The organism is Paraburkholderia sp. GAS42, assembly GCF_050436565.1.
In the GTDB taxonomy this organism is placed as follows: domain Bacteria; phylum Pseudomonadota; class Gammaproteobacteria; order Burkholderiales; family Burkholderiaceae; genus Paraburkholderia.
In genome coordinates this window covers 23,086-50,061 of sequence record NZ_JBNDML010000029.1, presented here as the reverse complement: position 1 = coordinate 50,061, position 26,976 = coordinate 23,086, and the positions used below count along the sequence as shown (strand labels likewise).

Annotated in this window: 24 protein-coding genes and 1 pseudogene; 21 read left to right on the top strand and 4 right to left on the bottom strand. The window is 60.8% G+C overall.

All coding sequences use genetic code 11. The features are described 5' to 3' along the window. The first annotated feature begins 8 nt into the window (after positions 1 to 8). Positions 9 to 1,940 carry an AAA family ATPase gene (locus P3T16_RS30995; RefSeq protein ID WP_429345146.1) on the top strand — a complete coding sequence of 644 codons (1,932 nt, stop codon included), beginning with the start codon at positions 9 to 11 and terminating at the stop codon, positions 1,938 to 1,940. A 1,216-nt stretch (positions 1,941 to 3,156) separates the two neighbouring features. Here P3T16_RS30995 and P3T16_RS30990 read toward each other — a convergent pair. The 3 genes from P3T16_RS30990 to P3T16_RS30980 are packed head-to-tail and all read right to left on the bottom strand — an operon-like array spanning position 3,157 to position 6,324. Continuing rightward, a complete protein-coding gene (locus tag P3T16_RS30990) occupies positions 3,157 to 4,152 on the bottom strand; it encodes a tyrosine-type recombinase/integrase (RefSeq protein WP_429345145.1) in 996 nt (331 codons plus the stop codon). Continuing rightward, entirely contained in the window at positions 4,145 to 5,080 is a 936-nt protein-coding gene (locus tag P3T16_RS30985) for a tyrosine-type recombinase/integrase (protein WP_429345144.1), read from the bottom strand. The genes P3T16_RS30990 and P3T16_RS30985 overlap by 8 nt, the downstream gene beginning before the upstream one ends. Then, the gene (locus P3T16_RS30980) at positions 5,077 to 6,324 is read right to left on the bottom strand and encodes a tyrosine-type recombinase/integrase (protein WP_429345143.1); all 1,248 of its coding nucleotides are present in this window, start codon (positions 6,322 to 6,324) and stop codon (positions 5,077 to 5,079) included. Before P3T16_RS30980 ends, P3T16_RS30985 begins: the two co-directional genes overlap by 4 nt. A gap of 993 nt (positions 6,325 to 7,317) precedes the next feature. On the opposite strand from P3T16_RS30980, the gene P3T16_RS30975 reads away from it, so the two are divergent. The 15 genes from P3T16_RS30975 (at position 7,318) to P3T16_RS30905 (ending at position 21,211) form a co-directional block, all read left to right on the top strand. Continuing rightward, positions 7,318 to 9,663, top strand: coding sequence for a TonB-dependent receptor (locus P3T16_RS30975; RefSeq protein ID WP_429345142.1), 2,346 nt, complete (start codon positions 7,318 to 7,320; stop codon positions 9,661 to 9,663). A 22-nt stretch (positions 9,664 to 9,685) separates the two neighbouring features. Next, positions 9,686 to 10,330: a MotA/TolQ/ExbB proton channel family protein gene (locus P3T16_RS30970; protein ID WP_429345141.1), complete on the top strand. Its 645-nt coding sequence runs from the start codon at positions 9,686 to 9,688 to the stop codon at positions 10,328 to 10,330. A gap of 86 nt (positions 10,331 to 10,416) precedes the next feature. After that, the gene (locus P3T16_RS30965) at positions 10,417 to 10,725 is read left to right on the top strand and encodes an ExbD/TolR family protein (protein ID WP_429345140.1); all 309 of its coding nucleotides are present in this window, start codon (positions 10,417 to 10,419) and stop codon (positions 10,723 to 10,725) included. Then, complete coding sequence (locus P3T16_RS30960; RefSeq protein WP_429345139.1) at positions 10,691 to 11,473, top strand: energy transducer TonB; 783 nt, start codon at positions 10,691 to 10,693, stop codon at positions 11,471 to 11,473. Before P3T16_RS30965 ends, P3T16_RS30960 begins: the two co-directional genes overlap by 35 nt. Before the next feature lie 757 nt (positions 11,474 to 12,230). Beyond that, positions 12,231 to 13,370, top strand: a complete 1,140-nt coding sequence (locus P3T16_RS30955; protein WP_429345138.1) for a G1 family glutamic endopeptidase — start codon at positions 12,231 to 12,233, stop codon at positions 13,368 to 13,370. A gap of 890 nt (positions 13,371 to 14,260) precedes the next feature. Further along, a complete protein-coding gene (locus P3T16_RS30950; RefSeq protein WP_429345162.1) occupies positions 14,261 to 14,860 on the top strand; it encodes an SCO family protein in 600 nt (199 codons plus the stop codon). Positions 14,861 to 14,905: 45 nt separating this feature from the next. Further along, entirely contained in the window at positions 14,906 to 15,160 is a 255-nt protein-coding gene (locus P3T16_RS30945; protein ID WP_429345137.1) for a BufA1 family periplasmic bufferin-type metallophore, read from the top strand. A gap of 96 nt (positions 15,161 to 15,256) precedes the next feature. Next, positions 15,257 to 16,072, top strand: coding sequence for a four-helix bundle copper-binding protein (locus P3T16_RS30940; RefSeq protein WP_429345136.1), 816 nt, complete (start codon positions 15,257 to 15,259; stop codon positions 16,070 to 16,072). 179 nt (positions 16,073 to 16,251) lie between these two features. Further along, on the top strand, positions 16,252 to 16,635 hold the full coding sequence (locus P3T16_RS30935; RefSeq protein ID WP_429345135.1) for a DUF2946 domain-containing protein: 384 nt from the start codon (positions 16,252 to 16,254) through the stop codon (positions 16,633 to 16,635). 212 nt (positions 16,636 to 16,847) lie between these two features. Beyond that, positions 16,848 to 17,642 (top strand): hypothetical protein, encoded by a 795-nt coding sequence (locus P3T16_RS30930; protein WP_429345134.1) that lies wholly within the window; start codon positions 16,848 to 16,850, stop codon positions 17,640 to 17,642. Between the two features lie 2 nt (positions 17,643 to 17,644). After that, complete coding sequence (locus P3T16_RS30925; RefSeq protein WP_429345133.1) at positions 17,645 to 18,019, top strand: copper resistance CopC family protein; 375 nt, start codon at positions 17,645 to 17,647, stop codon at positions 18,017 to 18,019. Next, positions 18,019 to 18,933: a copper resistance D family protein gene (locus tag P3T16_RS30920; protein ID WP_429345132.1), complete on the top strand. Its 915-nt coding sequence runs from the start codon at positions 18,019 to 18,021 to the stop codon at positions 18,931 to 18,933. The genes P3T16_RS30925 and P3T16_RS30920 overlap by 1 nt, the downstream gene beginning before the upstream one ends. A 122-nt stretch (positions 18,934 to 19,055) precedes the next feature. Then, a complete protein-coding gene (locus tag P3T16_RS30915) occupies positions 19,056 to 19,310 on the top strand; it encodes a BufA1 family periplasmic bufferin-type metallophore (protein WP_429345131.1) in 255 nt (84 codons plus the stop codon). Positions 19,311 to 19,356: 46 nt separating this feature from the next. Next, complete coding sequence (gene bufB, locus P3T16_RS30910) at positions 19,357 to 20,250, top strand: MNIO family bufferin maturase (protein ID WP_429345130.1); 894 nt, start codon at positions 19,357 to 19,359, stop codon at positions 20,248 to 20,250. After that, the gene (locus P3T16_RS30905; protein ID WP_429345129.1) at positions 20,231 to 21,211 is read left to right on the top strand and encodes an HvfC/BufC family peptide modification chaperone; all 981 of its coding nucleotides are present in this window, start codon (positions 20,231 to 20,233) and stop codon (positions 21,209 to 21,211) included. Before bufB ends, P3T16_RS30905 begins: the two co-directional genes overlap by 20 nt. Positions 21,212 to 21,410: 199 nt before the next feature. On the opposite strand, the pseudogene P3T16_RS30900 reads toward P3T16_RS30905, so the two are convergent. Continuing rightward, positions 21,411 to 21,632, bottom strand: a pseudogene (locus P3T16_RS30900) (IS110 family transposase); the annotation flags it as partial. Between the two features lie 64 nt (positions 21,633 to 21,696). Here P3T16_RS30900 and P3T16_RS30895 point away from each other — a divergent pair. The 5 genes from P3T16_RS30895 (at position 21,697) to P3T16_RS30875 (ending at position 26,950) form a co-directional block, all read left to right on the top strand. Further along, on the top strand, positions 21,697 to 22,095 hold the full coding sequence (locus P3T16_RS30895; protein WP_429345128.1) for a hypothetical protein: 399 nt from the start codon (positions 21,697 to 21,699) through the stop codon (positions 22,093 to 22,095). 29 nt (positions 22,096 to 22,124) lie between these two features. Next, positions 22,125 to 22,484, top strand: coding sequence for a DUF2946 domain-containing protein (locus tag P3T16_RS30890; RefSeq protein WP_429345127.1), 360 nt, complete (start codon positions 22,125 to 22,127; stop codon positions 22,482 to 22,484). 96 nt (positions 22,485 to 22,580) lie between these two features. Continuing rightward, positions 22,581 to 24,968 carry a TonB-dependent receptor gene (locus P3T16_RS30885; RefSeq protein WP_429345126.1) on the top strand — a complete coding sequence of 796 codons (2,388 nt, stop codon included), beginning with the start codon at positions 22,581 to 22,583 and terminating at the stop codon, positions 24,966 to 24,968. 12 nt (positions 24,969 to 24,980) lie between these two features. Further along, positions 24,981 to 26,471 (top strand): PepSY-associated TM helix domain-containing protein, encoded by a 1,491-nt coding sequence (locus tag P3T16_RS30880; RefSeq protein ID WP_429345125.1) that lies wholly within the window; start codon positions 24,981 to 24,983, stop codon positions 26,469 to 26,471. Between the two features lie 32 nt (positions 26,472 to 26,503). Beyond that, positions 26,504 to 26,950: a copper chaperone PCu(A)C gene (locus P3T16_RS30875; RefSeq protein WP_429345124.1), complete on the top strand. Its 447-nt coding sequence runs from the start codon at positions 26,504 to 26,506 to the stop codon at positions 26,948 to 26,950. The last annotated feature ends 26 nt before the right edge of the window (positions 26,951 to 26,976 follow it).

Sequence of the window (26,976 nt, the reverse complement as noted above, 5' to 3'; positions counted from 1 at the left end):
ACTCCGATATGAAACGTCTTCTGCACCATTCAATCAAAGTTATATCCGTGTTCGCTCTCGCGCTGATGCTATACGGCTGGGCGCATGCGCTTCTTGCAAGCTTGCATACAGACGCACCATTGATCCGATCCCAACGTTTGTGGATGCTCGGCAATACGCTGTTGGTCACTTCTCTGCTCTGTCTTCTGCTGCGTAGATACGCGGTGACGCGGTGGATCGCGATCGCAATGATTGGAGTGGCCGTGTGTCGCGCGCTGTTCCCATTAGACGGCCTTTCGATCGCAGCCCTCGCTGGGTTGGCGCTGACTATCTTCGCCGAGATCGTACGTCCTGATCGCAATAAAGTTCAGATTTCTCCTCCGCGGTCCAGCGCGACCGGCTCGGAAACAAATGCGCACCCTCAAACAGAACCCGTCTACGAGTTCGACGACCTGATTTCGGTGCCGGCACTGCGCTTCAGCGATATCGTCGGGATGGCGGATACGAAGGCGAGGCTGCTGCGCGCAGGGCGGGAAATCGTCGAGAATGGAGGCGCTCAACGCAACGGAATTCTGCTGTCTGGCGAGCCCGGTAACGGAAAAACCATGTTTGCGCAGGCTCTGGCAGGGGAGCTGAACGTCCGCTTCTTTTCGCTGAGCTATCAGGATGTCGCGTCCAAATGGATTAACGAGACGCCGGCCAAGATCAAGGCGGCGTTCGCCAGAGCCGCTACGCTTGGTGAGGCAGTGTGCTTCATTGACGAGATTGATGCATTTTTGAAACCCCGAGGTGACAGCAGCCATCACATGGACCGTGATCTGACCAACGTGATGCTGACCGAGCTGGTGCGTTTGCGAGGCACCCGTATCGTGGTCGTAGCCGCCTGCAACCAGATAGAGTGGCTTGATACTGCGGCAAGGCGTGAAGGGCGCTTCGATTTCAAGATCACCGTGCCGCCGCCGGACCTTGATGCGCGCAAAGCCATCCTTAACCGGTCGGTTGTGACGATTGTGGATCGCGCCGGATTGCCACCCGCAGTGCTCGACGCGCTCGCTGAACGTTGGGAGGGTTTTAGCGCCGCGCGGATCGCATCCATTGGTCCAGAGCTCGCCGACATGCGGGGAGAGTGGCTCTTCGGCCGCAATGATGTGACCTTCGACCTCGCCATGCAGGCAATGCGCAGATTGCAGGGAAGCAAAGGGCGCCTTCCCGAACACGTGAAGCGTATCGACGACATCATCATGCCCGAGGCTTCCCGGGACGAACTGCGTGACCTCTCCTTCAGGCTGAAGCACGTATTCGAACTGGAGAAGCTGGGCGCGCGCCTGCCATGCGGCGTACTGTTCTATGGGATACCCGGCACCGGGAAGACTCAGGCCGCCATGTCACTCGCTGCCGCAAGTGACTGCGCGTTCCTGAAGACCACGGGCGCCGAGCTGCTGGCGAACCCGTCGTCGTGGGATCGGTTGATAAAGGATGCAAAGGATTTGCGACCGACGATCCTCTTCATCGACGAAGCGGACGACGTCCTGCGCGACCGACGTGGGTCTGGTGTGGCCCCCGTCACGAACAGGATTCTCTCCACGATCGACGGCGCGGATGGGCGCGTCAGCGATATCCTGTACATCGCCGCGACCAATCATCCGGATGCGCTTGACGAAGCCTCGATCCGAGGCGGCCGGTTCGAGCAGCAGATCCACTTTGACGTCCCGGATGAGCATGTCCTCGCGTCGTATGTGAGGACCAGAATCCGTTTACTCGCCGCTGGGGTTTTCGGCATTTCCCGCCACACAATGGAGTACCTGGTGGGCGGCCTGCGGGGATCCTCGATAGCGGACGCCGATGCAGCACTGCAGCGCGTGATTGACAGCGCGGCACTCAGAAAACTACGTGAAGGGACGACGACAATCACTATGACCGACGTACGGCCGGCACTGCGTCGCCCCGTTCCGCACCGGTGAGCGACAGTGCTCCAGCAACCTCGCGCGCCGGATAAATCGCGAGTCAGTTATCTGCGCGCGCGGTTCACAGGAATATCTCCGTTGGAGGTGGCGATGCTTGTCGAGCTAATTGAATACAAGGATGTCCCTGCGGACGGACAGATGTCCTCTTCAGCACACGTACCTGTTGATGGCTTGTGGCAGGTCAGCGTGCCGCAGGGAGGCAATGGTATCGACGATTGTGTTCCCGATCCCGCGCACTACGTCGTGTGCCTGTTTCCGCGGACAGCTTCCGGGATAGTCTCGGGATACTGCTTCGGCTTTGAGAGCCGGCGGGAGTTGATCGAATCCATGGGGGATTATGCCTGCGCGTCAGGGGTACACGTTCGACTGCAGTAGGGCACGCGACGTAGGCCATCACGGTCGTTCGATGCGCGTCCAAGGCGTGCGCTCTGAGGTCGAGTGCCTGCACGCTACTTGATCGGCTTCTGTTTCAACACCGCCACAATCTGCTCGACACTGAAGCGTTTGCGTTTCATCGCACGGCTCCTTTTCTCATCGAAAAGTCCGCCGAAAACTCGCTCACATCATGGCACTGTTTACCGGGGGCCGCTCAGCCCCCATCCTACCGGGAGTCTTCGGACCCAACTCGCGAGCATCGTCTCGATGCACCCTGGAGCCAGCGTCACCCGTCAGCCGTTCGTCTCAAGGCGCTAACTTTGCCACCTTGCCCGGTGTCTCAGGACTATTCCACAGTCCCACGTATCCCGTGGCCGCTGCCGTTGTTTGCCCGACCAGCCACGCGGCAGCCTGATTCGAAGACTGCAACCAGTATACGTTGGCCGCATGAGGATGATGTGCGCTGTGGGTATCCACGCGAAAAGTCGTTGGTGCAATATTTTCTTTCGAATCAAGCCCACTGTCTTTCTGGCGCTCGTTCTTTTTTTGCCGCTGCTCAATGCGTTTTGATTATGCGAGTGCGTGGCATCCGACGTTACGCAACAAGTACAAGCTCAGACGGCGCAGGGGCGGGACTTATCCATCCCCGAACCTCTACGGGCACTTCGGTCTCGTACGTCTGAGCGCACGTGGGGGCGTAGCCTGGCGTGTGTGAAGGCGTGATGTCTTGTCCGAGAGCCCAGTGCGATATGTGGTGCTGGCTCAAATGTGGTCTCGAGGCGCCCGAGCCCGGATCCTCACAGGATCCGGGCGGCTGAACGCCACATAAAAAAGCCTCCTACAAGGACCGGAGAAACGCCATCAGCGCGGGATCTTTGGCCCACCGCCTATTCGCGTTTCGATCGCTGGGGATAGTAAGCCGCGCCAGGGCATTGGCCTTCGTCTCCAGATCGATTTCGGCGTAGACGTTGGTCGTATCGATGGAGACATGACCAAGCCACGCCCGTACGGTATTGATATCGACGCCGGATCGAAGCAGGTGGGTCGCAGTTGAATGTCTAATGCTGTGCGGGCTGACGCGCTTGGATGCGAGCGAGGGCATATTGGCTCGCGCCTTGACAGCGTAACGCTCTACGACCGCGTGAATACCGAAACGCGTCAGGGGTTGCCCACAGCGATTGAGGAATACCCGTTCCTGCGGTGGACGTTGGCCAGCGAGGTTGCACAACTCTTGCACGGTGTCGGGCCATAGCGGACACTGGCGCCGTTTGCGTCCCTTGCCGAGAACGCTCACGCAGCTGGAGATCGCATCGACGTTGCCGATGGTCAGGTGGGCCGCCTCGTCCGCCCGCGCACCCGCATTGTAGAGAAACAGCAACAGGGCGTAGTCACGGCGACCTTGAGCTGTACGTCGATCTGGACAGGCGAGCAACGCATCCATTTCAGGTTTGTCGAGATAGGGCACCACCGCTCTTGTAGTCTTCTTGTAGGGGATGCAGCGCAGCTGGGTGCACCATTGGATATGTTCCGGGCTGTGCTCGCCAACGAATCGAGCCAAAGCATGGATAGCAGCCAGGCGCTGATTCCGCGTCGCGACGCTGCATCCGCGACAGACTTCGACATCTGAGAGGAAGTCCCGGACGATCTCGGCCGACACATCCGTCATTGCCAGCCGGTCGACCGGTTTATGGACTCGAGCGGAAACGAAAGGGATCAGTTGGCACAGCGTGTCGCGGTAGCTCTGCTGGGTGTTGCGCGCGAGGTTCCGCTCGCTGATCAGGTGCTCGAGCAGGAAGCGCCGGACCCAAGGTCCAAGAAGGGTTGTGTCACGCATGATCGTCGCCTCCCCGGGCGTAGCGCTCGAAACGTAAGCTCGCCTGCCGCAGCAGCTCTGGCGTCATGGTCAGGTAATGCTGGGTGGCGCCAATATGCACGTGACCAAGATAGGTTGCCAGCTGGGGCAGCAGGCGTTGTACATCGGCGCCTTCGCGATACCAGGAGACCAACCGGGTGACCGTATAGGTGTGCCGAAGGTCATGAAGTCGTGGCTGATACCGCGCACCATCGTCACGATGTACCCGTGCGCGTTCACGCAATTGTTTGAAGGCATACTCGGCGCCGGCTCTGGACAGGCGCTGTCCGCGTTTCGTCAACAGGAACGCAGCGTCGGGGTTGAGCGGCGGCCATTTGTTGCGTTCGACGGCGTACTTGGCCAGCACCGATGTCAGATCCGGTCCGGTCGGTACCAGCCGTGTCCTGTAGAACTTGGTTTCACGGATGCAAAGGATCCCAGAGCCCAGATCCACATCAGCCAGATTCAGACCGACAGCCTCGCCGATGCGAAGCCCGGTGCCATAGAGGAGCAGCAGGAGCGTCCTGCAGGTTAGCGACGACAGATTGCAGCGCTCACGATCCGCCGTCGCCGCCAGTAGACGCTTCATCTCGTCTCGCGAATAGATGTACGGCACGAAGGTTCGGGGTTCCTCTGGTACCGTTAAGGGCAATGGTGAACTGGTGGTGTAGCCGCGAGCAATGGCAAAGCGGTAGAAGCCGCGCAGCGCGCTGAGCTTACGATGCCAGAAAGCCGTAATGGGACCATTGCCGTCAAGAAACGCATGGACACGGTCGGCGTCGACGTCGCGCATGTCGATGTCGCCGAGCGTTCGATAAAAGGACTTCAAGGTACGTGCCTCAGTGGCAAAGCGCATCCCCAGTGACAGTTTGTAGGCCACGTACGCGGCGACCGCTTCAGGCAGTTTCATAGCAGGTCTCCCAGGGCAAAGTCTGCAACCTGCCTCAGGCCAGCCAGATCGACCTTGGCATAGGTGCGCGTTGCATAGGCGCTGCAATGGCCCAGATGGTCGCCGATTTCCTTGAGTGAGAATCCCTCAGCCACCAGGCGGGTCGCGCACGCGTGTCGAAGTGAATGTGGCCCGCCACGACGGCAACTGATATTCTGAACCCGCAATCGTCGGCTAACCAGGTAGTGCAGACTCGTGGACGCGAGTGGGCGGAACGGGGCCCTTATAGTGAGAAACAGTGAGCGCAAAGCAATGTGAGGCCGCACCTGTTCGAGATACCGAAGAATTGCTTCACCTACCTCGGCCGTAAGCGGGTAGTCCTGTTTGCTCCGCTGCTTTGGACGGCTGATGTGAAGGAGGTCATGTTCCCAGTCCACGTCGTCCAGAGTCAGGCCAATGACTTCACCCCTTCTCAGCCCGTAGACCGCCAGGAGTAACAGAATGGCGCGGTCGCGAATATCATGGGGACTGTCCGTATCGGTGCTGCGAATGAGTCGCTGCACGTCTTCCCACTTCGGACCGGCAGGAAGCGTTTCGTGGCTGAACAGACGCGGTCCTTCGATGCCGGCGGCGAGTCTCTTCGAGCACCAGGTTTGCTCGCCCGCGTAGCGGAGGAAACTTCGCAGCGCGCCGGCAAGGCTGGCCATCGATACCCGGGACCAGCCCTGCAATCGTCTCAGTGCAAAAAAGGCATCGACCTGTTCGAGTCGCATCTCGCCAATGCAACTCCCTTGCTCGCTGAGCCAGGACAAAAACGCCTGAACGTGCCAGCATCGATTGTGGATCGTGTGTGACGACAGGCCGCGCTCCTCGCGCAAGTAGCTGTCGAACCGTTGAACCAGATCGGCGAATGGCGGCGTTTCAGGTTGCTGCTCCTGCAGTCGTCCCAGGAAGCGAAGCCAGACCGTAGCGGTCTGAATAAACCGTTCCCGCGAGAACCTTCCCGTCAGGATTCGCTGGTGTCGTCGCTGGTGACGAACCCAGCGATCGGCTGCCATCCCGATTTCCGCAGACGGAATCAATCGCCCGTTGTCGAGGGCGATACGCCGCGAAATAGCCAGGAGTTCAGGTGCAAGGCCCAACAGCGTTGAATGGGCTGCACCACCCTGTGCGCAGTGGGCCAGAAAGCGTTCTCGATCATCGGCCGACGGACCATTGCGATGACGAGCCAGTACGCGAGGGTAATGAAACAACGTACCGAACATGATCGGATCTCCGAGTTAACCTTCGGATCTCCGACGCTACGCCGGCGCTAATTTATGTGGCCTTCAATAGGCATACACCGCTGATGAACCTCGTCCCGTCTCCGCAAGACCACATTTGAGCCAGCACCACATATCGCATCAAATGAGTTCGATCACATTTAGTGCGGGAGATCTGCACGCTGGGTTCGATGAGCGGGATGTGGAAACGGGGTTAGGGCGAGGTTATTCGGGCACCGTCGGACGAAAGAGGCGGCAACTGACAAACCGAACCTACTGCTACCGCGCCACATCTCGACTCTCTACCGGTTACGGAAGTTCGAGGAAGGCGCTTCGAAGCGGCACGGTCGACCGATTGCGAATTTCCGGGTGCGGCCACAAACCGCCGTTCACATGCGTCTTCGGTCGGACGTTCAGGCGCCGGCTCTGCCCCGTAACCGGCCATCCGATTGTCAAAGACGAACGCTCCTTCATCGGCCAATGCCGACATTGGGGCGTGCTGAGTTCTACGTCAGCAATGTGGCGGATTGCTGACCGTGATGGCATCAAGCAACCGAATGGCAGTTTCCTGCATCGCGAACTCACACTCCCGACCCTGTGCAGCCATCCGCTGCAATCGAGTGAACGTCCGGTGCTCGATATTTAAGCGGTCATCGGCACGGCGATTATCGGTGTCACCTTCTTGACACTCATGACCACTGGGTGACCGGGAAGGTCGTCATCGACCGTCTGCCGCGCCTTGCAGGGGCCTGTACCCAGCGCCAGCGCCGAACCCCTTTCGGAAAGAAAAAAGTAACCGCTGGTTTTATTCCGTAATGTAATGATATAACATTACGGCTGTTTCACAAGCTGCGTCCCGGACGGCGCCTCCGTGCATTGCTGCAACGGCAATCGCACGCAGCTGCGGCTTTGCGCCAGCGTGAAATCGCCCTCGTACGAATTCGTGCAGCAGGTGGTCTGACTCATGATTTGCATACCTAACAAATAACTGACAAGATGAGAAATCGCCATCACCTCGCGCAGGCTGCGCTACTGCTGTTCGCGTTTGCGGCTCGCGCATACGCGGCGGACGACAGCTCGATCACCGGTGCAATCGCTGACAGCTCAGGCAAGCCCGTCAGCAAGGCGACCGCCACCATTCAGGATGCCAGCGGCAAAGCCGTAGGGGCAGCGCAAACCGATGCCAACGGTCATTTCATACTCGACCACGTCAACCCGGGTACGTATGCGATTGTCGTCACCGCCGCCGGTTTTGCCAGTGGCAGCAGCCTCGCTACAACCACGCCGGGGCAGGAAAGCCCGGTGTCGATCGCACTGGCAAAAAGTGACGCGCTTGATGTGCAGGTCAACGCCCAGCGTCTGAACCGGGCGCGCAACGATCTGCTGCCCGAAACTGGCAGCAGCGTCTATCGCTTCAGCCAGGGTGACATCAACAACCTACCGGCCGGCCAGAACACCCCTCTTAACCAGGTCCTGTTGCAGGCGCCCGGTGTGGCGAGTGACTCGTTCGGTCAGTTGCACGTACGGGGCGATCACGCAAACCTGCAGTACCGCATCAACGGCATCGTCATCCCTGAGCCGATCAGCGGTTTTGGGCAATCGCTGGACACGCGAATCATCGACCAGATGAATTTTCTGACCGGAGCCCTGCCTGCGCAGTATGGGTACCGGACCGCGGGTATCGTCGACATCCGCACCAAAACGGGCGATGACGGCAGCGGTGGCTCGATCGATGTGTTCGGCGGCAGCCATCAGACGATCCGGACGACCGGCGACGTCTTTGGCAGCCAGGGGCCATTCAGCTATTACTTCAGCGGATCGGTCGGCGAGAACAATCTGGGGATCGAAAACCCGACCTCGAGCGCCAGCCCACTACACGATCACACGCGCCAAGGGAACGCGTTTGGTTACATGTCGTACATCCTTAACCCGCTTACACGCGTAAGCCTGATGTTCGGCGTAACCAGCAATCAGTTCCAGATCCCCAACACACCCGGGTTGACTCCTACGTTCACGCTCAATGGCGTCAATAGTTTTGATTCGAGCCAGCTCAATGAGACACAATCGGAACTGAATCAGTTTGCTGCGATAGCTCTGCAGGGCACAAACGGCGGGGCGCTGGACTATCAGCTGGCTTTCGTGACCCGGTATTCGCGCACGCAGTTCAACCCTGACCCGATCGGCGATTTGCTGTTTAACGGCGTCGCGTCGAGCGACTTCCATAGCGACACTGCGAATGGGGTACAGCTGGACACCACATACCGGCTGAACGAAAAGCACACGATTCGGGCAGGCGTCTTCGCCCAGCAGGAACACGCGGTCTTTGACAACAGTCTCACCGTCTTTCCGGCCGACGAAAGCGGCAACCAGTCCTCCGATCAGCCGATCAGCATTCCTGACTCGAACACCAAAACCGGCTATCTATACAGCGCCTACGTGCAGGATGAATGGAAGGTCACCAGCAAGCTGACGATCAACTATGGCCTGCGCTACGACAAGATGGACGAGTACGTCAGTGCCAGTCAGCTGAGTCCGCGCATTGGCATGGTGTACACGCTGACGCCATCGACCACTGTTCATGCGGGCTACGCACGCTACTTCACCCCGCCGGCCTTCGAACTGGTGTCGAACTCCGACATTGCCCGTTTTGCGGGCACCACGGCCCAGGTGACGGGACAGAACGATCCGGTGCAACCCGAGCGCAGTCACTACTTCGACCTGGGCGTGACGCAGCGGCTGACTTCGGCTCTCACCATCGGTCTCGACGCTTACTACAAAAAGTCGACCAACCTGCTCGATGAAGGTCAGTTCGGCACCGCGCTGATCTTTACGCCATTCAATTACCAGTACGGCCGCGTCTACGGCGTGGAGTTCACCGCGAACTACAAGCAGGACAACGTCTCCGCCTACATGAACGTCGCGTTCAGTCGTGCGCAGGGTAAAAACATTAACTCGGCGCAGTTCAATTTCGGCGCCGACGAACTCGCTTTCATCAGCAGCCACTGGGTGTATCTGGACCACGACCAACGTGTGTCCGCGTCATTCGGCGGCACCTATGACCTTGGTCAAACCACTTTCACTTTTGATGGCATTGTCGGAAGTGGCCTTCGCAGCGGATTCGCAAATACCGATCGCCTGCCCTGGTACACGCAGGTTAATCTCGGCGTCATCCAGCACTTCAATTTCAATAACGCGCTGATCGGCAAGTTCGATGCCCGTCTGCTGGTGATCAATGCACTCAACCGCGTGTATGAACTGCGCGACGGCTCAGGCATCGGCGTGGGCGCACCCCAGTACGGACCGCACATCGCTGTATATGCGGGTATTACCAAGAAGTTTTGATGCGTGACCAATGGATACAGCAATGACGGACTGGACGACTTTTCTGGGTGCTGTGCAGCTAGGCGGATGGGTGATCTATCCGCTAAGCGTGCTTGCCATCCTGGCGATCACGATTGTGATCGACCGCTCATATGTTTTTCTGCGCTTTGCCCGCCCGCCCAACACAGATGGGCGGGCCTCGGGTGCCGACGGCATATCCTCCCGCTCGCTCACCGAGGGATTGGATTCGCTGCCGGCGCGACATGTTTTCAGGCGCCTGAGCGCTCCGCTCACAGACAGGCCAACTGCCCCCCTGTGGTATCGCGAGGCGAAGACTGAAGCGATCGCAGCGACGATCGAGCGGGACATGAGCAAGGGTTTCTGGGTACTGGAGACAATTGTGACCGCAGCACCGCTTCTTGGGTTGCTGGGCACGATCGTGGGCATGATGCATTCATTCCAGCTATTCGGCGGAAACGGCGTCGTCAATCCGGGCGGCGTCACGGGCGGCGTCGCCCAGTCGCTGGTGGCAACCGCCGTTGGCCTGGTTGTCGCGTTGTTCTCGCTGTTCGCTTTCAACTACTTCTCCCGGCGCCTTGAACGATTGATGGATGAACTCGAGTCGTTTGCGAACGAGCGTATCAGCGAGATCCGCCTTGATTCGGAAGGACAGGGTGCCACGCCGTGAAGTTTCGTCGCTCTCGCGCCGCGAAGCGTGGTCGCATTGAAATCATCCCGATGATCGACGTCATGTTTTTTCTGCTGGCGACTTTCATGCTGGCATCGCTCGCCATGCAACGACTGGACGCCGTGAAGGTGAATCTGCCGTCGGGTCATGCGCAGCAAATGTCTGCGGATGGACCGCCGACTGTGAGCATCGACCGGAGCAACGGGATTTTCGTCAACCACCAGGCCGTTCGTCTCGATCAGGTAGAACCGGCGATAAGGCGTGCCCTGCGCCCGGACCACGACGTCATCATCGCCGCCGACGATGCCGCGGGACATGGCGTGGTCGTGCAGGCGATGCTGGCGGCCCGTCGCGCGGGAGTTGAGCATTTTCTTGTTGCGGTTCATCGTGAATAGAACTGGGCAGTTCCTCATCAAGGCGGGCGACAACCGGAAAGTGAGGGTCACGATTGCCGCGGCGCTGGGCGCACTGGCATGGGGAATCTTTCTTGTTGTGGTGGGACGCAGCCTGCATACAAGACCCGGCCCCGAACGCAAGCCGGAGCAGCCGTTGGAAATGAGGGTTGTTGAAATACCGGATCTCGCTCCGACACTGCCTACGGCGATAACACGCTCAACACAGATGGCCGCTGAGCCGAACAGGGCCTCGCCCCCGAAACAACCGTCAGTCAAACCTGCGCGCAGTCAGTCGCTGCCGGCTCGCACGCCAATGCCTGCTCCGAAGTCTCAGCCGATGACACGCGCGCCGGAGCCCACGCCGGCCGCGGAGCCCGAGACCCGTTCGCCCGCTCAAACTGCGACGGCTGGACCGCGCCCGTCGTCGCCCGACCGTAGCGCGACAACCACTGAGCGGGCGTCCGCAGAATCGACGCCAGGCAGCTCGCCGGCGCATGCCATCACGCAGCCGCTGCCCTCGATCCCAGATGATTTGCGCGAGCTGGCTTACCAGGCCGTTGCGATCGCCCGTTTCGTCATTCACACCGACGGGTCCGTATCGGTCGAACTCATCAAGCCCACCCAGTACCCGCGTCTGAACCAGATTCTTGTTGAGACCCTGCGAAGCTGGCGTTTTTTTCCGGCGATACAGGACGGACACCCGATCGAAACCCAGCAGGACATTCGCGTGCACTTTAATGTGAGCTGATTCCCTGGAGCGGCACTTCCAGTCCGACCGAAACGCGAGATAGCCGGCCTCGGATCTGATCACAGGATGGCTTGGTGCGCAGCAAGCGCCCCGCCTGCACGAACGTCCGAGAAGGCTTGGGTTCCGGTCATCTGAACAGACTGGGTGACCGTCGCTTCCTGGCCGACTGTACGCGATCACTCCCTTCGCCGTAAGCCGACGGTCGAAAACATTCGGCCTGCGCTAGCGGCAGCTTTGTGACGCCATAACTCAGCGGGTGCAACCGGCCATCTCCGGTCTTTCGCGCCCATCCTCAACCAGACATTCAAGCGTCTGCTGGGGGGCAAGCAGCAGACGCTCGACTCCGATCACATGTGCCGAAGACCGAACTCAGTGATTTTTTCGGCGAGTTAATCCATCACCCGGTGCGCACCCGATTTCGTCTCCGCAGTTCGAAAAACCCAAAGACAAATTCGTTTACCAACTGACTGCGGAAAACGCGGCCATTTGTCGATGGCTGTTGGCGGATAAATCCGGCGTGGCCCTCGAAGGTTGCATCCATGTTGCGAGACTTGCCATGCCAAGCTTACGGATAGAGATTCTGATTGTCGCAGCGAGTCTATTGCTAACTTCCTGTTCAACCAAACCACCGGTCCGTTCCGGGGAATATTTGTTGCGGGCGACCGTGCCGCCGGCGGTGCAGTCCCCGGTCGCCATTAAGACAATGCCGTCGGCGTCGTGCGTCGTGCGGCCAGCCGAAGGCGGGGATCCGGCTAGCGTGGCACGTCTGTTCGCCGACCATGACGGCAACGCGCGCTTTTTCGTCACGCCGAAGGATTCAAGCGAAACCACGCGCCTGACGGTGCATTGCGAGGCGCCCGGTGGCGTCACTGACCAAACTGTGGAGCTGCGGGCATCTAAGACATCGAATTCGGAATATCCACCACCACCTGCGCTGCCTTCACCTGTCGGTCAAGTCCGTCGGGCCTTGTCCAGAGACGAGGCCGCAAATATGTCCGATGAGGAATTGATTAAAGGCGGATACCCGCTCCCGCCGGATGAGCGGTTGTCACCCAACGAATATGAGATTTGGCTGCGCGACGTGACCAGCCAGAGGGTTGCCGTTAATCCCGGACTGCTCGTCAATCGCTTCACGAGACATGATTACGGCAACACACGAAATGGCCCGGCCACTTCCAACAACTGGAGCGGCGTGGAATTGCGCGGCTCGAGTGGCCCGTTCGCCTGGGTTTCGGCTTGGTGGACTGTGCCAACCGTAACGGGTGAGTCCAAAACGCAGACCAACTCGTCCACTTGGGTCGGCATCGATGGCGACGGCACGACAGACCTCGCCCAGGCCGGGACGGAGCAAGATGCGTTTGACACTGGCAGTGCCACTGTAACGACGTATCGCGCGTGGACCGAGCTGTTGCCGAATCAGCCGACGGAATCCGTCCTCACCGGTGTCAGCATCAATCCCGGCGATCAGGTGTTCACCGAGGTATGGATCGGGCCCGCAGGTGGCAGTCCGTCGCTCACCTCGGCTTTCTTTATGGTGGTCTGCCTCGAAAATCTCACATCGTCTGCGGGCGCGTGCTTCAACTACACGCCGGTTGGAAGTACGATCATTGGAGGCAGCGAGGCCGAGTGGATCATGGAGAGGCCGGGTCAATGCGACAGCAACGGAAACAACTGTACGCTCAGCGATCTCGCTAACTTTGGAAACGTGCCCGTATTCACGACGAACGTCCTTGCCCGACGTTCCAACTCGGGCCGGCACCAAGGCTATGTCGGTTGCTGCGGCACGGGAAGTTTTCTGATCAACATGACCAGCGACGGAACTGCAACCGGCACGACCCTCGACACCACCAATACAACGGGGGGGACGATTAATTTCCAATGGTCGGCGTTTCATTAGCGATATTGAGGACAGGATATCTAAGACGGAAGATTTTGCCGTGCGTAGTCACTTCCGAGTACGGCAGATCCTGCACCCTATATGCAAGGTGTATAGACGGATGCTTGGGTGCCCAATCTTAGACGGATGCTGCAACGGGCCTAGGCGCGACCGATGCACCGGTACGCTGGATCTGCGTCAAATACTCACTACGAAATCGATCCCGCGCTCGTCGTTGAACCTTTCAAGAAAGCTGGCGGCTGAGTCGTTGGCACGCGGATGCCGAAAAACTTCCAGCTTCCGAGTCTGGGCCAGGAAGCGCCATTCGACTACCCCTTCGTTTGGGCGTTGCGATGTCGGCTTCGCCTGTTGCCCTTCGGCAATGCATCAGCGCTGATGCCGTGCCGTGAAACATAATCGGACCGTGGTCATCTACGGACGTTGGTCCACTCGTTCACGCGGACGTTCGAACGTCCGCGCTACTCGTAAACCGGACTTTCTTGCGCGGGTCATATCAGTCGCGTCGTCGGCCAATCCCACCATTCGTGGGAGCGTGATACTACATTGTCGCGAACGACCGCTACAGGGAAAGTCGAATGCCTCCTTTCGCTGAACACCAGAGGCCGTATCGGGTCGATTTGTAACGATCGCCTGTAGCTAACGTGCTTTATTTGCCGGTTTCCGAAGTGTCCCCAGACACTGCCCGTGAAGAGAAACTTCGATGGTTTGTCCTACCGCAGCTGTAGGGCGTTGACCCATGCCGGGCACCATCGATCGTTTGAACAATACCGATACGGGGAGAAGTGCGAAAGCACAACCGGAGACGATTGCGGCGCCTGCCGATCAATTGCCGCAGCCTGTCGATTATTGCTGGAGGGATTCAAATGAGAGCGTTCACAATGCCATGGCGCATGGCGATAGCGCTCGGGGTCGCGAGCACGATCACTATGGTTGCCCCCCATGCGTACGCGCAAGACAGTGCCGACCCGCATGCCCACCATCACATGATGAAAGGCATGACCATGACATCAATGGTGGACTACACCGTACCCGCCGTGATGCTGGTGCGAGATGACGGCCAGACCGTTTCCCTGAAGAATGAAGTGGACGACGGCCGCCCGGTGGTCCTGACTTTTATCTACACCACGTGTACATCGATCTGCCCGATGATCAGCCAGACTTTGTCGCAGTTGCAGAGCGAACTCGGCGCGGATCGGGACAAGGTACACCTGGTTTCGATCTCGATTGATCCGGAGCAGGATACGCCGGAGCGCCTTAGGGAGTATGCAAAAAGATTTGGAGCTGGACCGGAGTGGCAGCACTACACCGGCACCGTGGCGGCGAGCGTCGCAACGCAGCGTGCCTTCAACGTCTACCGCGGCGACAAGATGAGCCACACGCCGGTGACACTGTTCCGTGCCGCGCCGGGGAAACCATGGCTGCGGTTCGATGGCTTCGCTACCGCGGCCGACCTGTTACACGCGTACCAGCAGCCGGTCGCGTCCAACTGAATGCATACCCACCTCGCCCGATTAGACAGGTCAAGGAGAAAGAAGATGAAATCGACTTTCGCCCGCCACGCCCTCGTTGCCGCAGCCCTTACCGGTCTCGGCGTCGCAGGTATGGGCGTCGCGCACGCCGAGGACGACGTGAAGTGCCTCGGCATCGCGAAGGCCGGTCAGAACGACTGCGCGAACAAGACCGGCGTGCATAGCTGCTCCGGCGAAGCGAAGGTGGACAATGACAAAGGCGACTTCCAGAACGTGCCGAAGGGAACGTGTGACAAGCTCGGCGGCACGGTCGACACCTGAGCGCGCCACGAAGCTCGATTTGTGGCCCGTCGCCGCGCCCTCCGGTGGAGACGCTGTCGCGCGTACGCCACGCGGCGCGGGCGTCGGACTGTGCGAATGTCGATGCCCCACTTGCGCATCACGCGCGCGCTGCTGAATCTCGCGATCCGCCAGTACGTTGGCAGGCCGTTTTTCATATCCGGAATGATCAAGCTGCCCGACTGGCATGCGACAGATGTCGCTGTTGGCGACCGGTCGCAACCGACACACGGAACAGAACCGGCGCGGCTACCCGAAGGTTCGCTTGCCGTCAAGTTGCGGCGATCACCAAAAAAACCCGGTCGGACGATTCGATCTCGCGCGTTCCCTTTGGTGTTAGGATTCGGCGAACCCAGCCCTGTTTGCCGACGGTCACAAATTCTGCGGACCGCCGGAAGTGTCATCGTTGCAGTGAATTTTCTTCAAGAGGGATTTCACATGGACAGACGTGAAGCACTGATCGGTACCGGGATGCTTGCCCTTTCCGCGTTCGCGGTTGCGGAGCGAGCCTCGGCCCAGGAGAGCACTCCACAGGAAATGTCCCACATGCACCATGGTGGCCACTACAAGGCGCTGGCTGGCGCGGCCGGGGCGTGCGTGTCGAAGGGGCAAGTCTGCGCCAACCATTGCCTCGATCTTCTGGGAAGCGGAGACAAGGAGCTGGCCGCGTGCGCCAGGAGCGTGTCGCAGATGCTTGCTCTTTGCAATGCGCTACAAGGGCTGGCCAACCAGGACGCCCACTATCTTCCGGCACTTGCCAAGGTCACGATGGACGCGTGCAATGATTGTGAGAAGGAATGCAAGAAGCACGCTGACAAGCACGCGCCCTGCAAGGCGTGCATGGAGTCGTGCCGGACATGCGCCGATGAGTGTAGTCGGGCGCTAGGGGCTTGAAGTCCTGAAAACGCCGCCGGGCGATCCGGCGGCAGAACCGCTTTCGCGTGCCGTGCGGCGATCGCGGCGGGACAGTGGCCCGAGCTGACTCCCGTACTGGCTTTCCGCCTGACGGAAAGCCGTACGAACTGTCATATATATTTCGCATACTATTTTTATCGACGTCTCGCCGGTCCGCCATGCTCAGCCGCCACCGTCAGAAGATCGGGGCTTTGCTCGGGATGTTTGCGATCCTGCTGAGCGTGATCGCGCCGACCGTATCCCAGGCGCTGCGCAGCGGGTCCACAGATGTCGCGCATCACGCTCATCATGCGGCCCACATGGCCCACACGGCCCACGCCGGGGCTGCCGCGCACCATACCGGTTCCGAATCGTCCTCGCTTTGCGACGCGTGTCCCTATTGCGGTCTGATCGCGCACACGCCGGCCCTGACGGGCTCGGTCGCATCTTTCAGCATCGCACCGCAACTACCGTGGTTTCCCCCGCCAGCCGGCGCTGCTGCGTTTCGCCCTTATGCGGTGGCGACGCAGGCTCAGCCGCGCGCTCCCCCTGCCTTGTCCTGATCGTCGTTGACGATTTCCCGCGATGTCGGTGAACGACGTCGCGGCGCTGCCGTGCGCGTGCTGCGGCGGCATGACAACAATTTGACCAGGACATCAAAATGCGAACCACTCTCAAGCGGGGCGCCCTAGCGTTATGCGCGGTCGTGCCAAGTCTTCTGTCATCCGGCGCGTCGGCTCACGCCGTCGCCGGCAACCGCGTTTTCCCGGCGACGATGGCGGTCGACGACCCGGGCGTCGGAGATGAAGTCAATCTGGGATTCGGCCACGTCAAATCCGACACGGGCGACGGCGACACCCAGAACACCAATACCACGACGCTCGAATGGGACAAGCTGATCACGCCGAGTTTCGCCCTTATTGTGACGGGCACCTATGTGAACCTGAACGCGCCGAATGGCGGCTCCGCCCGCGGGTTTGATAACTTCGCCGTCGGTGCCAAATATCGGTTCTACGTGAACGAAGCGCATGAGTTCATGGCGTCGGCCGGGGTGATCGCCGAACTGGGTGACACCGGCTCGAAGGCGATCGCCAATCCGCACTCGGCGATCACGCCAACGCTCTATGTCGGCAAGGGATTCGGCGATCTGCCGGACGGCCTGAAATATCTGAGACCGTTTGCGATCACCGGCACTGTCGGCCCGCGCGTGACGATGAACAGCGCCGATCCCGATTCCCTGAGCTGGGGCGTCACGGTGCAATACAGCCTGCCTTACCTGCAGAACTTCGTGCAGGACGTGGGGCTCAAGGCGCCGTTCAGTAACCTGATTCCGGTCGTCGAATTCCCGATGAGTACCTGTACCGGCGGCCCCTGTTCGGGCCATACGACGGGGAGCATCAATCCCGGCCTGATCTGGCTCAATCGCTGGGGCCAGTTGGGCGCCGAGGCGGTGATTCCGGTCAATCATGCAAGCGGCAAGGGGGTGGGCGTCCTGTTGCAGGCGCATCTTTACCTGGATGACGTGCTCCCCAACTCCGTAGGTAAGCCGCTTTTCGGCAAAGGAGACTAGAAATGAGTGTCTTCAATGGTCTTCGACGAGGCTGCGGTGCAGCGGCCATCGCGACCGGCATCCTGATACCGTCCGCCGCATTCGCGCATGTGTTCCCGCAAACGCAATCGCCCTCCGCGGGCGCCGAAGTGCCCGCGCCGGAAAACGTGACGGTCGTGTTTGACGGCCCACTCGAACCGGCATTCAGCTCGCTGACCGTAAGCAATTCGACGGGTAAGCAGGTGAGTACCGTGAAGGCGCAAGTCGATCCAAACGACAGGAAAACGATCCATGTTGCGTTGCCCTCGTTGCCGCCTGACAAGTACACCGTGCATTGGGTGGCCGTCGCCTCCGACGGACACCGTACGCATGGCGACTATTCGTTCAGGGTGAAGTAGTGGACCCAGCGACGATAACCGGTTCGATCATCGTGGCCGGCATCGCGAACGTACTGTTCGCGTGTGCGGTCGGTGCCTGTCTTGCGGTGTTGATGCTGGACAATGCATCGCCGCGCATGCGGCACCGGTTGCGATGGACCGTAGCCGTTTGCGTCGTCGCGTTGATCGTTGCGGATACCGTCAATTTGCTGTTTGAGGCTGCGCTGATGAGCGGGTCAGCGCCGGGTGCCGATTTTTCGGTGCTGATCCCGGTACTGACCCAATCGCATTTCGGCGCAGCGTGGTCTACAGGACTGGTCGCCCTGATCGTGTGGGCGCTCCTGTCGTTGGCACCGCGAGGGTTCGGGCGGCCAGCCCGGATGACTGTCGCACTGTTCGCCGCAGCCGTCTTCGCGTTTAGCAAGGCGGCCGCAAGTCATGCGGCCGACGCCGGCGACTTTTCGCTGCCGGAGTGGATTCACTGGGCGCATATTTGCGCGACCGCCACGTGGGCCGGGCCCGTGATCGCGAGCGGACTCCTCGTGCTGCCCGGGTTGCGGGCCGAAGCGAGCGGAGAGGACCTCGCGCACTTCGTCAGGCGCCTGTCTGTTGCCGCAACCCTCGCCTTGCTGGTGGTCCTCTTCACCGGGATTTACAACGCCGATCGCGGACTGGGTGGCTCTCCGCTACCGCTTACGCATAGCGACTGGGGGCTCGTCCTCGACGCTAAAATTGGGCTTGTCAGTACAGCGATCGCCCTGGGCGGAATCAACCGGCTGGTTTATCTGCCACGCATACGGCGCGCTGCATCACACAGTGCTGCGGCGTCTTCGTTCCAGACGATTCTGAAAGCGGAGGCAATCGTCATGATCGGCATCCTGTCTGCCGCCGCCGTGCTCGCCCACACAATGCCGGGCTCGCACCCCAGCGGGTAGTCGTGATTTGAAGTCTCCGCTCCGCTAAATGCCCGGTTGTCGGCGATTCCTGTCATCGACGAACCCGCTGGCCTCAAGACAACGCGCGGTGCCCGATGCCGCCTTCACCCTGGAGAAGCAAGATGAGATCGAACCTCAACCGGAAAGCCCTGCTTGCCGTCGCGCTCGCAGGCTTCGCCACGACCGCCGTGGCCGCCGCACATGCGGAAGAACAGGTGGAATGCCTCGGCATCGCCAAGGCCGGCCAGAACGACTGTGCGAGCAAGACAGGCGTGCATAGCTGCGCAGGCGAGGCGAAGGTCGGCAATGACAAGGGCGACTTCAAGAGAGTGCCGAAAGGGACCTGCAAAGAAATGGGCGGAACAATCGCCAAATGACGCTCGCCGCGTCGCACGGCCATCGCCACTCCGGGACGCAGCTCGCATGAATACCCTCTGCCCTGCTTTCCGCGCGCCTGCGGGCATCGGTATAGGATTGCGTCACGCGCACTACGCCGATTTCCTCGAGACGGTGCCACCCGTCGACTGGATTGAAGTACACAGCGAAAACTATTTCGGTGACGGCGGTTACGATCTGCACCTCCTTCAGACCGTGCGGCGCGATCTGCCAGTCAGCCTGCATGGCGTGGGGCTCGGGCTCGGTTCGGCCACGACCCTCGACCTGGCTCACCTTGGCAAACTGAAGCGTCTCGTGGAGAGGATCGAGCCCGCGGTGGTCTCCGAGCATTTGTGCTGGGGCGCAACATCGGCTGGTCACCTGAACGACCTGCTGCCGATGCCACTGACCGATGCGGCACTCGATCATCTCAGTGCAAAAGTCAGCGAGGTGCAGGAGTTTCTCGGCCGCCCGATCCTGCTGGAAAACGTCTCGACATACGTTCGGTTCCTCGATGACCGATACGGCGAGACGGCATTCCTCGCCGAGTTGGCGCGCCGCACGGGTTGTGGGGTACTGCTTGACGTCAATAATCTGTATGTGAACCAGTGCAATCACGGTGAAGACGCAATCGCCGCGATGAATGCCCTGCCGACCGGCACGGTCGGTGAGATCCATCTGGCCGGCCATCGCGTGACCGATGTTGCCGTGATCGACGACCATGGTTCGCGCGTCGCGTCGGCCGTTTGGGCGCTTTATGACTATGCGCTGTGCCGCTTTGGTGAAACGCCAGCGTTGATCGAATGGGACACCGATGTGCCGCCATTGAGCGTCCTGCTTGACGAGGCGCAGCTTGCCCGCGACCGTCAGGCTCGGACATGCCCAACCACGCCACCGGACATGACTGCCGCGCGGGAGGCCAATGACGACTGCTCAGCTTGAATTGCTCCAACGATCGTTTGCCAATGCGCTTGACGATGCGAAACATGAACAACCGCTGCACAGGCGTTTGAGACCCGTGCCGTCGACGGCGGCATGGGCGCCTGCACGGTCTCGGGAAACCGGGATATCGGACTCGCACACGCATCTCGCAGCCGGACTTGATGCCGATGCCAACGTGCACCGCGGCATCGGGCTTTACCGTGGCAATGTGCGCAGCCATTGGCGAGCGGCGCTCGCCAACGCGTACCCGGTATTGCTGGCGCTGGTTGGCGATGCCTGGTTCGATGCGCTGTCAATTGCGTACGCCCGCGCTCATCCGTCCCAGAGTGGCGATCTCAACAGCTTCGGCGATAAGTTGCCGGCCTTCATTGGACAATACGAGCGCAACCGGCGCTATCGATACTTCGGTGACGTTGCGCGCCTGGAGTGGTCGCTGCACGTCGCGTATTTCGCCGCCGATGTGACGCCGTTCACCCCGCAGCAGTGGCTTGCTGCCGGCGAGGACCGACTGCTCGATTCCCAACTGGTCGTGAACCCGGCATGTACAGCACTCGCCTCGCGCCATGCCATCGCCGATATCTGGCTGGCTCATCAACCGGGCGGGATCATGCCACGGCGTCTTCAGGTCCCAACGTGGGCCCTGGTTGTCAGGCCACGATGGCGACCCACAATACTCGTGCATTCCGCAGCCGCGCATGCTGCCTTCGTCGCATTGCAAGGAGGAAAAACGCTCAACGAGGCACTCGACGCCGCATTTGCGCTCGATCCCGAATTCGATTTCACTTCTCAGTGGCAGACGTGGATCTCGGCAACCGCAATTACCGGTGCAGTTGCTGGCACAACTGCCCGGTCTGTCTCGCGTTCCTGCGCCACGCCTCGATTGCAACGACCTCGATTTACCCTTCAGAGCGACGAGGTCAAACGCGCCCGCCAGATGAATCAGGCTTTCGCGGCGCGATAACCAGTTGGTCCCGCCTGCGGGATTTGTTGATTTGTCTCTGATCGACCCAAGCCGGACGCTCGACCAGGCGCCACCTCATCGGAAGCTTTTAAAGGTACAGCGGTCACTTACCTTCCTATTCGGTCGGTCGTAGGTCACACCCGCAGGCGGACAGTCATCCGCTATAGGTGCTCATCTGCTGATTCCTGGTCTGGTGATTTACGTACGGTTTGACGAATTGCGGCGCCATCAATCGAACGGTGTGTCCCATGCCTTGCAGCTTGCGTGCCCAGTAGTGGGCACCACTGCATGCCTCCATGCCAACGAGTGCCGGCGCCAGATTCGCAAAGAACATCGTCATCTGCTCGCGCTTCACTTGCTTCTTCAGCACGATCTTGCCGTGCCCGCTAACACCGTGAACCTGGAACACGTTCTTTGCCAGATCGGGTTAAATATCTGTTGCGGGACCGGGGTTATCGATTATCGAGCACGCTCTTCGGACGATCATGACTATTCGCGCTCGCAAGCACTCCGTCGCATGGCCTGGCATCTTTGCGACGTGGCTGATGGCGTTCGCGTTGTTCGCGAGTCAACTGCTCAAGCTGGCGGAGACTTCGGACCTGGTCGCGGCCAACTGCTCTGACGTCAAAAGCGAAAATGCCGGGCAGTACACCCTTCCCGACAGCTTCAGCGCATGCGATTACTGCGACATCGTGGCGCAGCAAGCGAGCGCAGTCCTAACCGTCCCGGCAATGGAGATCGCCGCTATCCTACTTGCGACAGCATTGACCCTGGCGCTTGCCTCGCTAGCGCGTATTGATGACTCATCTGGCCGCACTTCGCGGTGCACGGAGGGGGAAGCAGCCAGCAGGAAGTGTTCAACTCCCTTACAAAACCAGTGTTAAACTTCGCCCACTCACGAATTCATCGCCTCATGACCTTTCACGCCCGTCGAAGACTCAGCACATGGCTTGGCATACTTGCCATGTGCCTCGTCACGTTCGTGCCGGTCGTGAGCCAGCTGGTGGCGTCATCGCGCGCCGCTGATCCCATCGCGGTGCTCTGTTCCGCTACGCAGGTGGACAGTGGCCGCCATCACGCGGGCGACCTGCTCTCCGCGTGCGGCTATTGCGATCTGCTCGCGACCCACGCGGCTCCGCCGCCGATTCCATCAACCGTAGCGCCAGTTCTTCTGTTGCCGGTCGTGACCGCGAGCGCTGTGCCGTCTACGCGCTTCACGGCGCTCGGCGCCTTCCCGTCCGGCCGTCCGCGCGGCCCGCCTGTTTCTTCCTGATCGTCGTTCGCTGCATGCCGCACCGGCACGCGCCCATTGAAGGCGCGCGTCGCCGCTCGCTGCGGATGTTCACCAATACGCACAGGAAGAAATCTCATGCTGTACTTCGCCTTGCGAAGTCTTCGCCGCGGCACGCGCTCGCGGATGCGCCACGCCGCGCTCGGCCTCCTGCCGCTTACCGTCGTCGTGCCTCCCGCCGTCGCGCAGACGCCTGGTGTGACCGCTGCCCCTGTTGGAGCTTCATCCGCCGCACCAGCTGACGCGCATTCTGCCGACACCGAATTGCCAGCGGTCTCAGTGACCGCAAGCAGTGGCGGAAGCTATCGCCCGGTCGTCGATCCGAACCTGCCCGCGACGACCGAAACGGTCACGCGCGAGCAGCTTGAAAGCCGGAACGTGGTCAATACCGAAGACGCGCTCAAATATCTGCCGAACCTCGCGGTGCGCAAACGCTTCATCGGTGACCTGAACTCGATCATCGCGGTGCGCGGCACAAGCAACGTGCAAAGCGCGCGCGGCCTCGTCTATGCGGACGGGCTGTTGCTGTCGAATCTGCTCGGCAACAGCTATTCTTTCCCGCCGCGCTGGTCAATGGTATTTCCGGACGAGATCCAGCAGGTCGATGTGATCTACGGTCCTTACTCCGCGCTCTACCCGGGCAATTCGCTGGGTGCGACGGTGCTGATCACCACGCGCATGCCGACGAAATTCGAAGCGACTGCCGACGTCAAGGCGTTCACGCAGCACTTCGATCTGTACGGGGTCAACCAGAACTTCAACGGCACTGAAGCGAGCGCGACGATCGGCGATCGTATCGGCAAGTTTTCCTGGTTCATCGGCGCCAACCATCTGGAGAACACCAGTCAGCCGCTGCAGTTCGCGACGCTCGCGCAATCGACGACGCCCGCGAAGCCCGGCGACACGCCGGTCACAGGCGCCTACTTCTACAACAACCAGACCAATTCGCCGACTGCGGTGCTCGGCGTGAACGGCGAAGGGATCGAGCACACCGTCCAGGACCAGCTGAAAGTGAAGATGCAGTACGACTTCACGCCGACGGTGCAGGGCGGCTTCACGCTCGGCTACTGGCATCAGACATACAACAGCGAAACCTCGACGTTCCTGCGCGATGCGAACGGCAATCCCGTGTACAGCGGCAGGGTCGCGATCAACGGCTTCGAGTACAACATCCCGGCCGCCGCGATGGCGCCGAGCCTCGGCAGCAGCGAGAACTGGCTGTACGGCGCGTGGTTGAAGACGCACAACGCAACCGGCTGGAACGCTGAAGCGATCGCGTCCCACTACGACGTATCCAACAGCGTCGCGCGCACCGCCAACGCGGGCGGTCCCGGCAACGGCCCGGGTGTCGTCACGTTCGGCGACGGCACCGGCTGGAAGACGCTCGACCTGAAAACCACATACACGCCGGCTTCGCCTCAGGCGGGGCTGACGAACCACGCGCTGAGCTTCGGCTATCACTACGACAACTACTTCCTCGACAACGAAACCTACAATACCGCCGCGTGGCGCGACGGCGCGGCCGGCAGCTTCGCCAATGCATTCAGAGGCCGCACGCAGACCCAGGCCGCCGATGCGCAGGACGCTTGGCGCTTCCTGCCGCGCTGGAAGTTCGTCTACGGCTTGCGCTACGAAGACTGGCGCGCGTACGACGGTTTTCAGGCGCTCGGAGCGACGACCTTGCCCTATCCGGGCGCGGACCAGCATCACTTTTCGCCGAAGGCGTCGCTGTCGTTCGATGTCACCGACGACCTGACGCTGCGTGCGTCGATTGCGCGTGCCTATCGCTTCCCGACGGTCGGGGAGCTGTTCCAGGGGAAGATCAACGGTTCGACGATCATCAACAACAATCCGAACCTGCAGCCCGAGGACGATCTCTCGAAGGAGCTGACTGCGGAATGGGCGCACTGGAACGGCGTGTTCCGCCTGACGCTGTTCCAGGACGACGTGAAGAACACGATCTTCAGCCAGACCCATACGACCGTCATTCCGAACGTGACGAGCTTCCAGAACATCGGCAAGGTGCGCTCGCGCGGCGTCGAAACGGCCTACGAGGGGCAGGACGTGTTCGTACGAGGTCTCGACCTGATCGCGAACGCCGCCTATACGCAGTCGAAGATTCTTGAGAACGCGCAGAATCCCGCGACGGTGGGCAAGTATTTCTACCGGATTCCGTTGTGGCGCGCGAACGTCGCCGCGACGTACCACTTCGACGCGCGCGCCGCGATGACGCTCGCCGCGCGGTATTCCGGGCGCCAGTACAACACGCTCACGAATACCGATTCGAATCCGGATGTGTTCGGCGGTACCAGCACTTACGTGGTGGCCGATGCGAAGTTCACGTTCCGGCCGACAAAGCAGAGCGAAATCGGCATAGGCGTCGACAACATTTTCGATGCGCGTTATTTCGTCTATCACCCGTATCCAGGCCGGACCTTCTACGTCGAAGGCCGGCTGCACCTGTAACGGAGGGATCGCATGTCCACTGCCGCAATCGACCGGCGTCCGCCACCCGTCGCCGCCACCACCGCGAGCCGGGGCTACCGCACGCTGTGGCGCTGGCATTTCTATGCCGGCCTGTTCGTGATGCCGTTTCTCGTCGTACTCGCACTGACGGGCACGCTGTACTGCTTCCAGCCGCAGATCGAGCCGCTGCTGTATCCGCACCGGCTCGCCGTCGAGCCGCGCGACGTGCCGCGCCTCGACGAAGACGCGTTGCTCGCGAACGCGCGCCGCGCGCTGCCGCCCGATTCGGTCGTGACGACCGCGCGCATCTCGTCACGGCAGGACCGCAGCGCGGAGTTCATCTTCCGCTTGCCGAATGGGGACACGCAAAGCGTCTACGTAAATCCCTACGACGGCGCGGTGCTCGGCACGCTCAGCGTCGAGGGGCGCCTGATGCAGGTCGACCGGATGATTCACCGCAAGCTGTTGCTCGGGAAACCTGGAGAGCTGCTGATGGAACTGGTCGCGTGCTGGACGCTGGTCATGATCGGCACGGGCGTCGCGCTATGGTGGCCGCGCGCGGGCGCGACGCTGCGCGGCGCGCTCGTGCCACGCTTTTCGCTGCGCGGCCGGCCGCTATGGAAAAGCGTGCACGCGACGCTAGGTGTCTGGCTTGCCGTGGGCGCGCTCGCGTTCGTGGTCACCGGCTTGCCATGGACCGGCTCGTGGGGCAAGCAGTTTAAGTCGCTGGCCGCGAGCGCCAGGCTCGGTGCGCCGCCGGGCGCGTGGGGCGGGTTACCGTTACATTCGACGCGGCCGGGCGAGCAAACGCCAGCCAATCGTTCCCATCCGGCTGGTGCGCAAACACAGCACGGATCGCACGAAGCTCACGAGTCGGGCATGGATGCGATGCCGGGCATGACAATGGATGATCTGCCTCTGCCGCAGGTACCGTGGGCAGCCGGCGCCGCGACGGTGCCGCAGTCGCGGGATGCCAGGCCTGCGGCGCTGACACCCGGTCGCGTCGTCGCGCAGTTGCGCGCACTGGGCCTCACAGACGCCTATGACGTCGCGTTGCCGGCTTCCGCGAGCGGCGTCTACACTGTGTCGTATTTCCCGCCGGACCCGAAGCTCGAACGCACGCTCTACATCGACCAGTACAGCGGCGCGATCCTGAAAGACATCCGCTATGGCGACTACGGTGCAGTCGGAAAGGCAGTGTCATATGGCACGTCGCTGCACATGGGCCGTTATTTCGGCTTCCTGAACCAGTTGGTCTGCACGGCGCTTTCGCTCGGACTCGCGGCGCTCGCCGTCACCGGCTGCGTGATGTGGTGGAAACGCCGGCCAGCCGGCGCGCTTGGCGCACGCGCCCGCGAGCGCACCGTTGGGCCGATGCGCGGCTGGAAGCTTAGCCTCGTGCTGCTCGGTCTGGTGTTTCCGCTGATGGGCGCCACGCTCGTTGCGGTCTGGCTCGCCGACCGGATGATTTTCGGCCGCCCGTCGCAGCCGGTCGCGTCCTGATGCCGCCGCGCATGTCCTACCTGGAGAGCAACATGAAGATTCCACTCAAAGCCATTCTGTTAGCCACGCTATGCGGTTGTGCGGGAAGCGCTTCGGGGGCGCCCGCATCGGTGATGGTGTCCGACTGCTGGATCCGGCTGTTGCCGGGCAATCTTCCATCGGGCGCCTATTTCAGCGTGATGAACATGAGTGCACAGCCGGTCGACCTGACCAGTGTTCGAACCGACGCTTACGGTACGGCGATGCTTCACCAGACCCGAAGCAACGGCAGCACGTCGAACATGGTGATGGTCGACAAGGTGACCGTGCCTGCGCACGGCACACTGGCGTTCACGCCCGGTGGATATCACGTGATGCTGGAACAGCCGAAAACGCCGCTCAAGGTCGGGATGTCGATTCCGTTCACATTTGTGTTCAGTGATGGCGAGCAGGTACATGCCGAATGTGAGACGAAAGGTGCGACCGCAACGAGCCACTGAATGGGACTTCGGACGTCGCGGTGTCC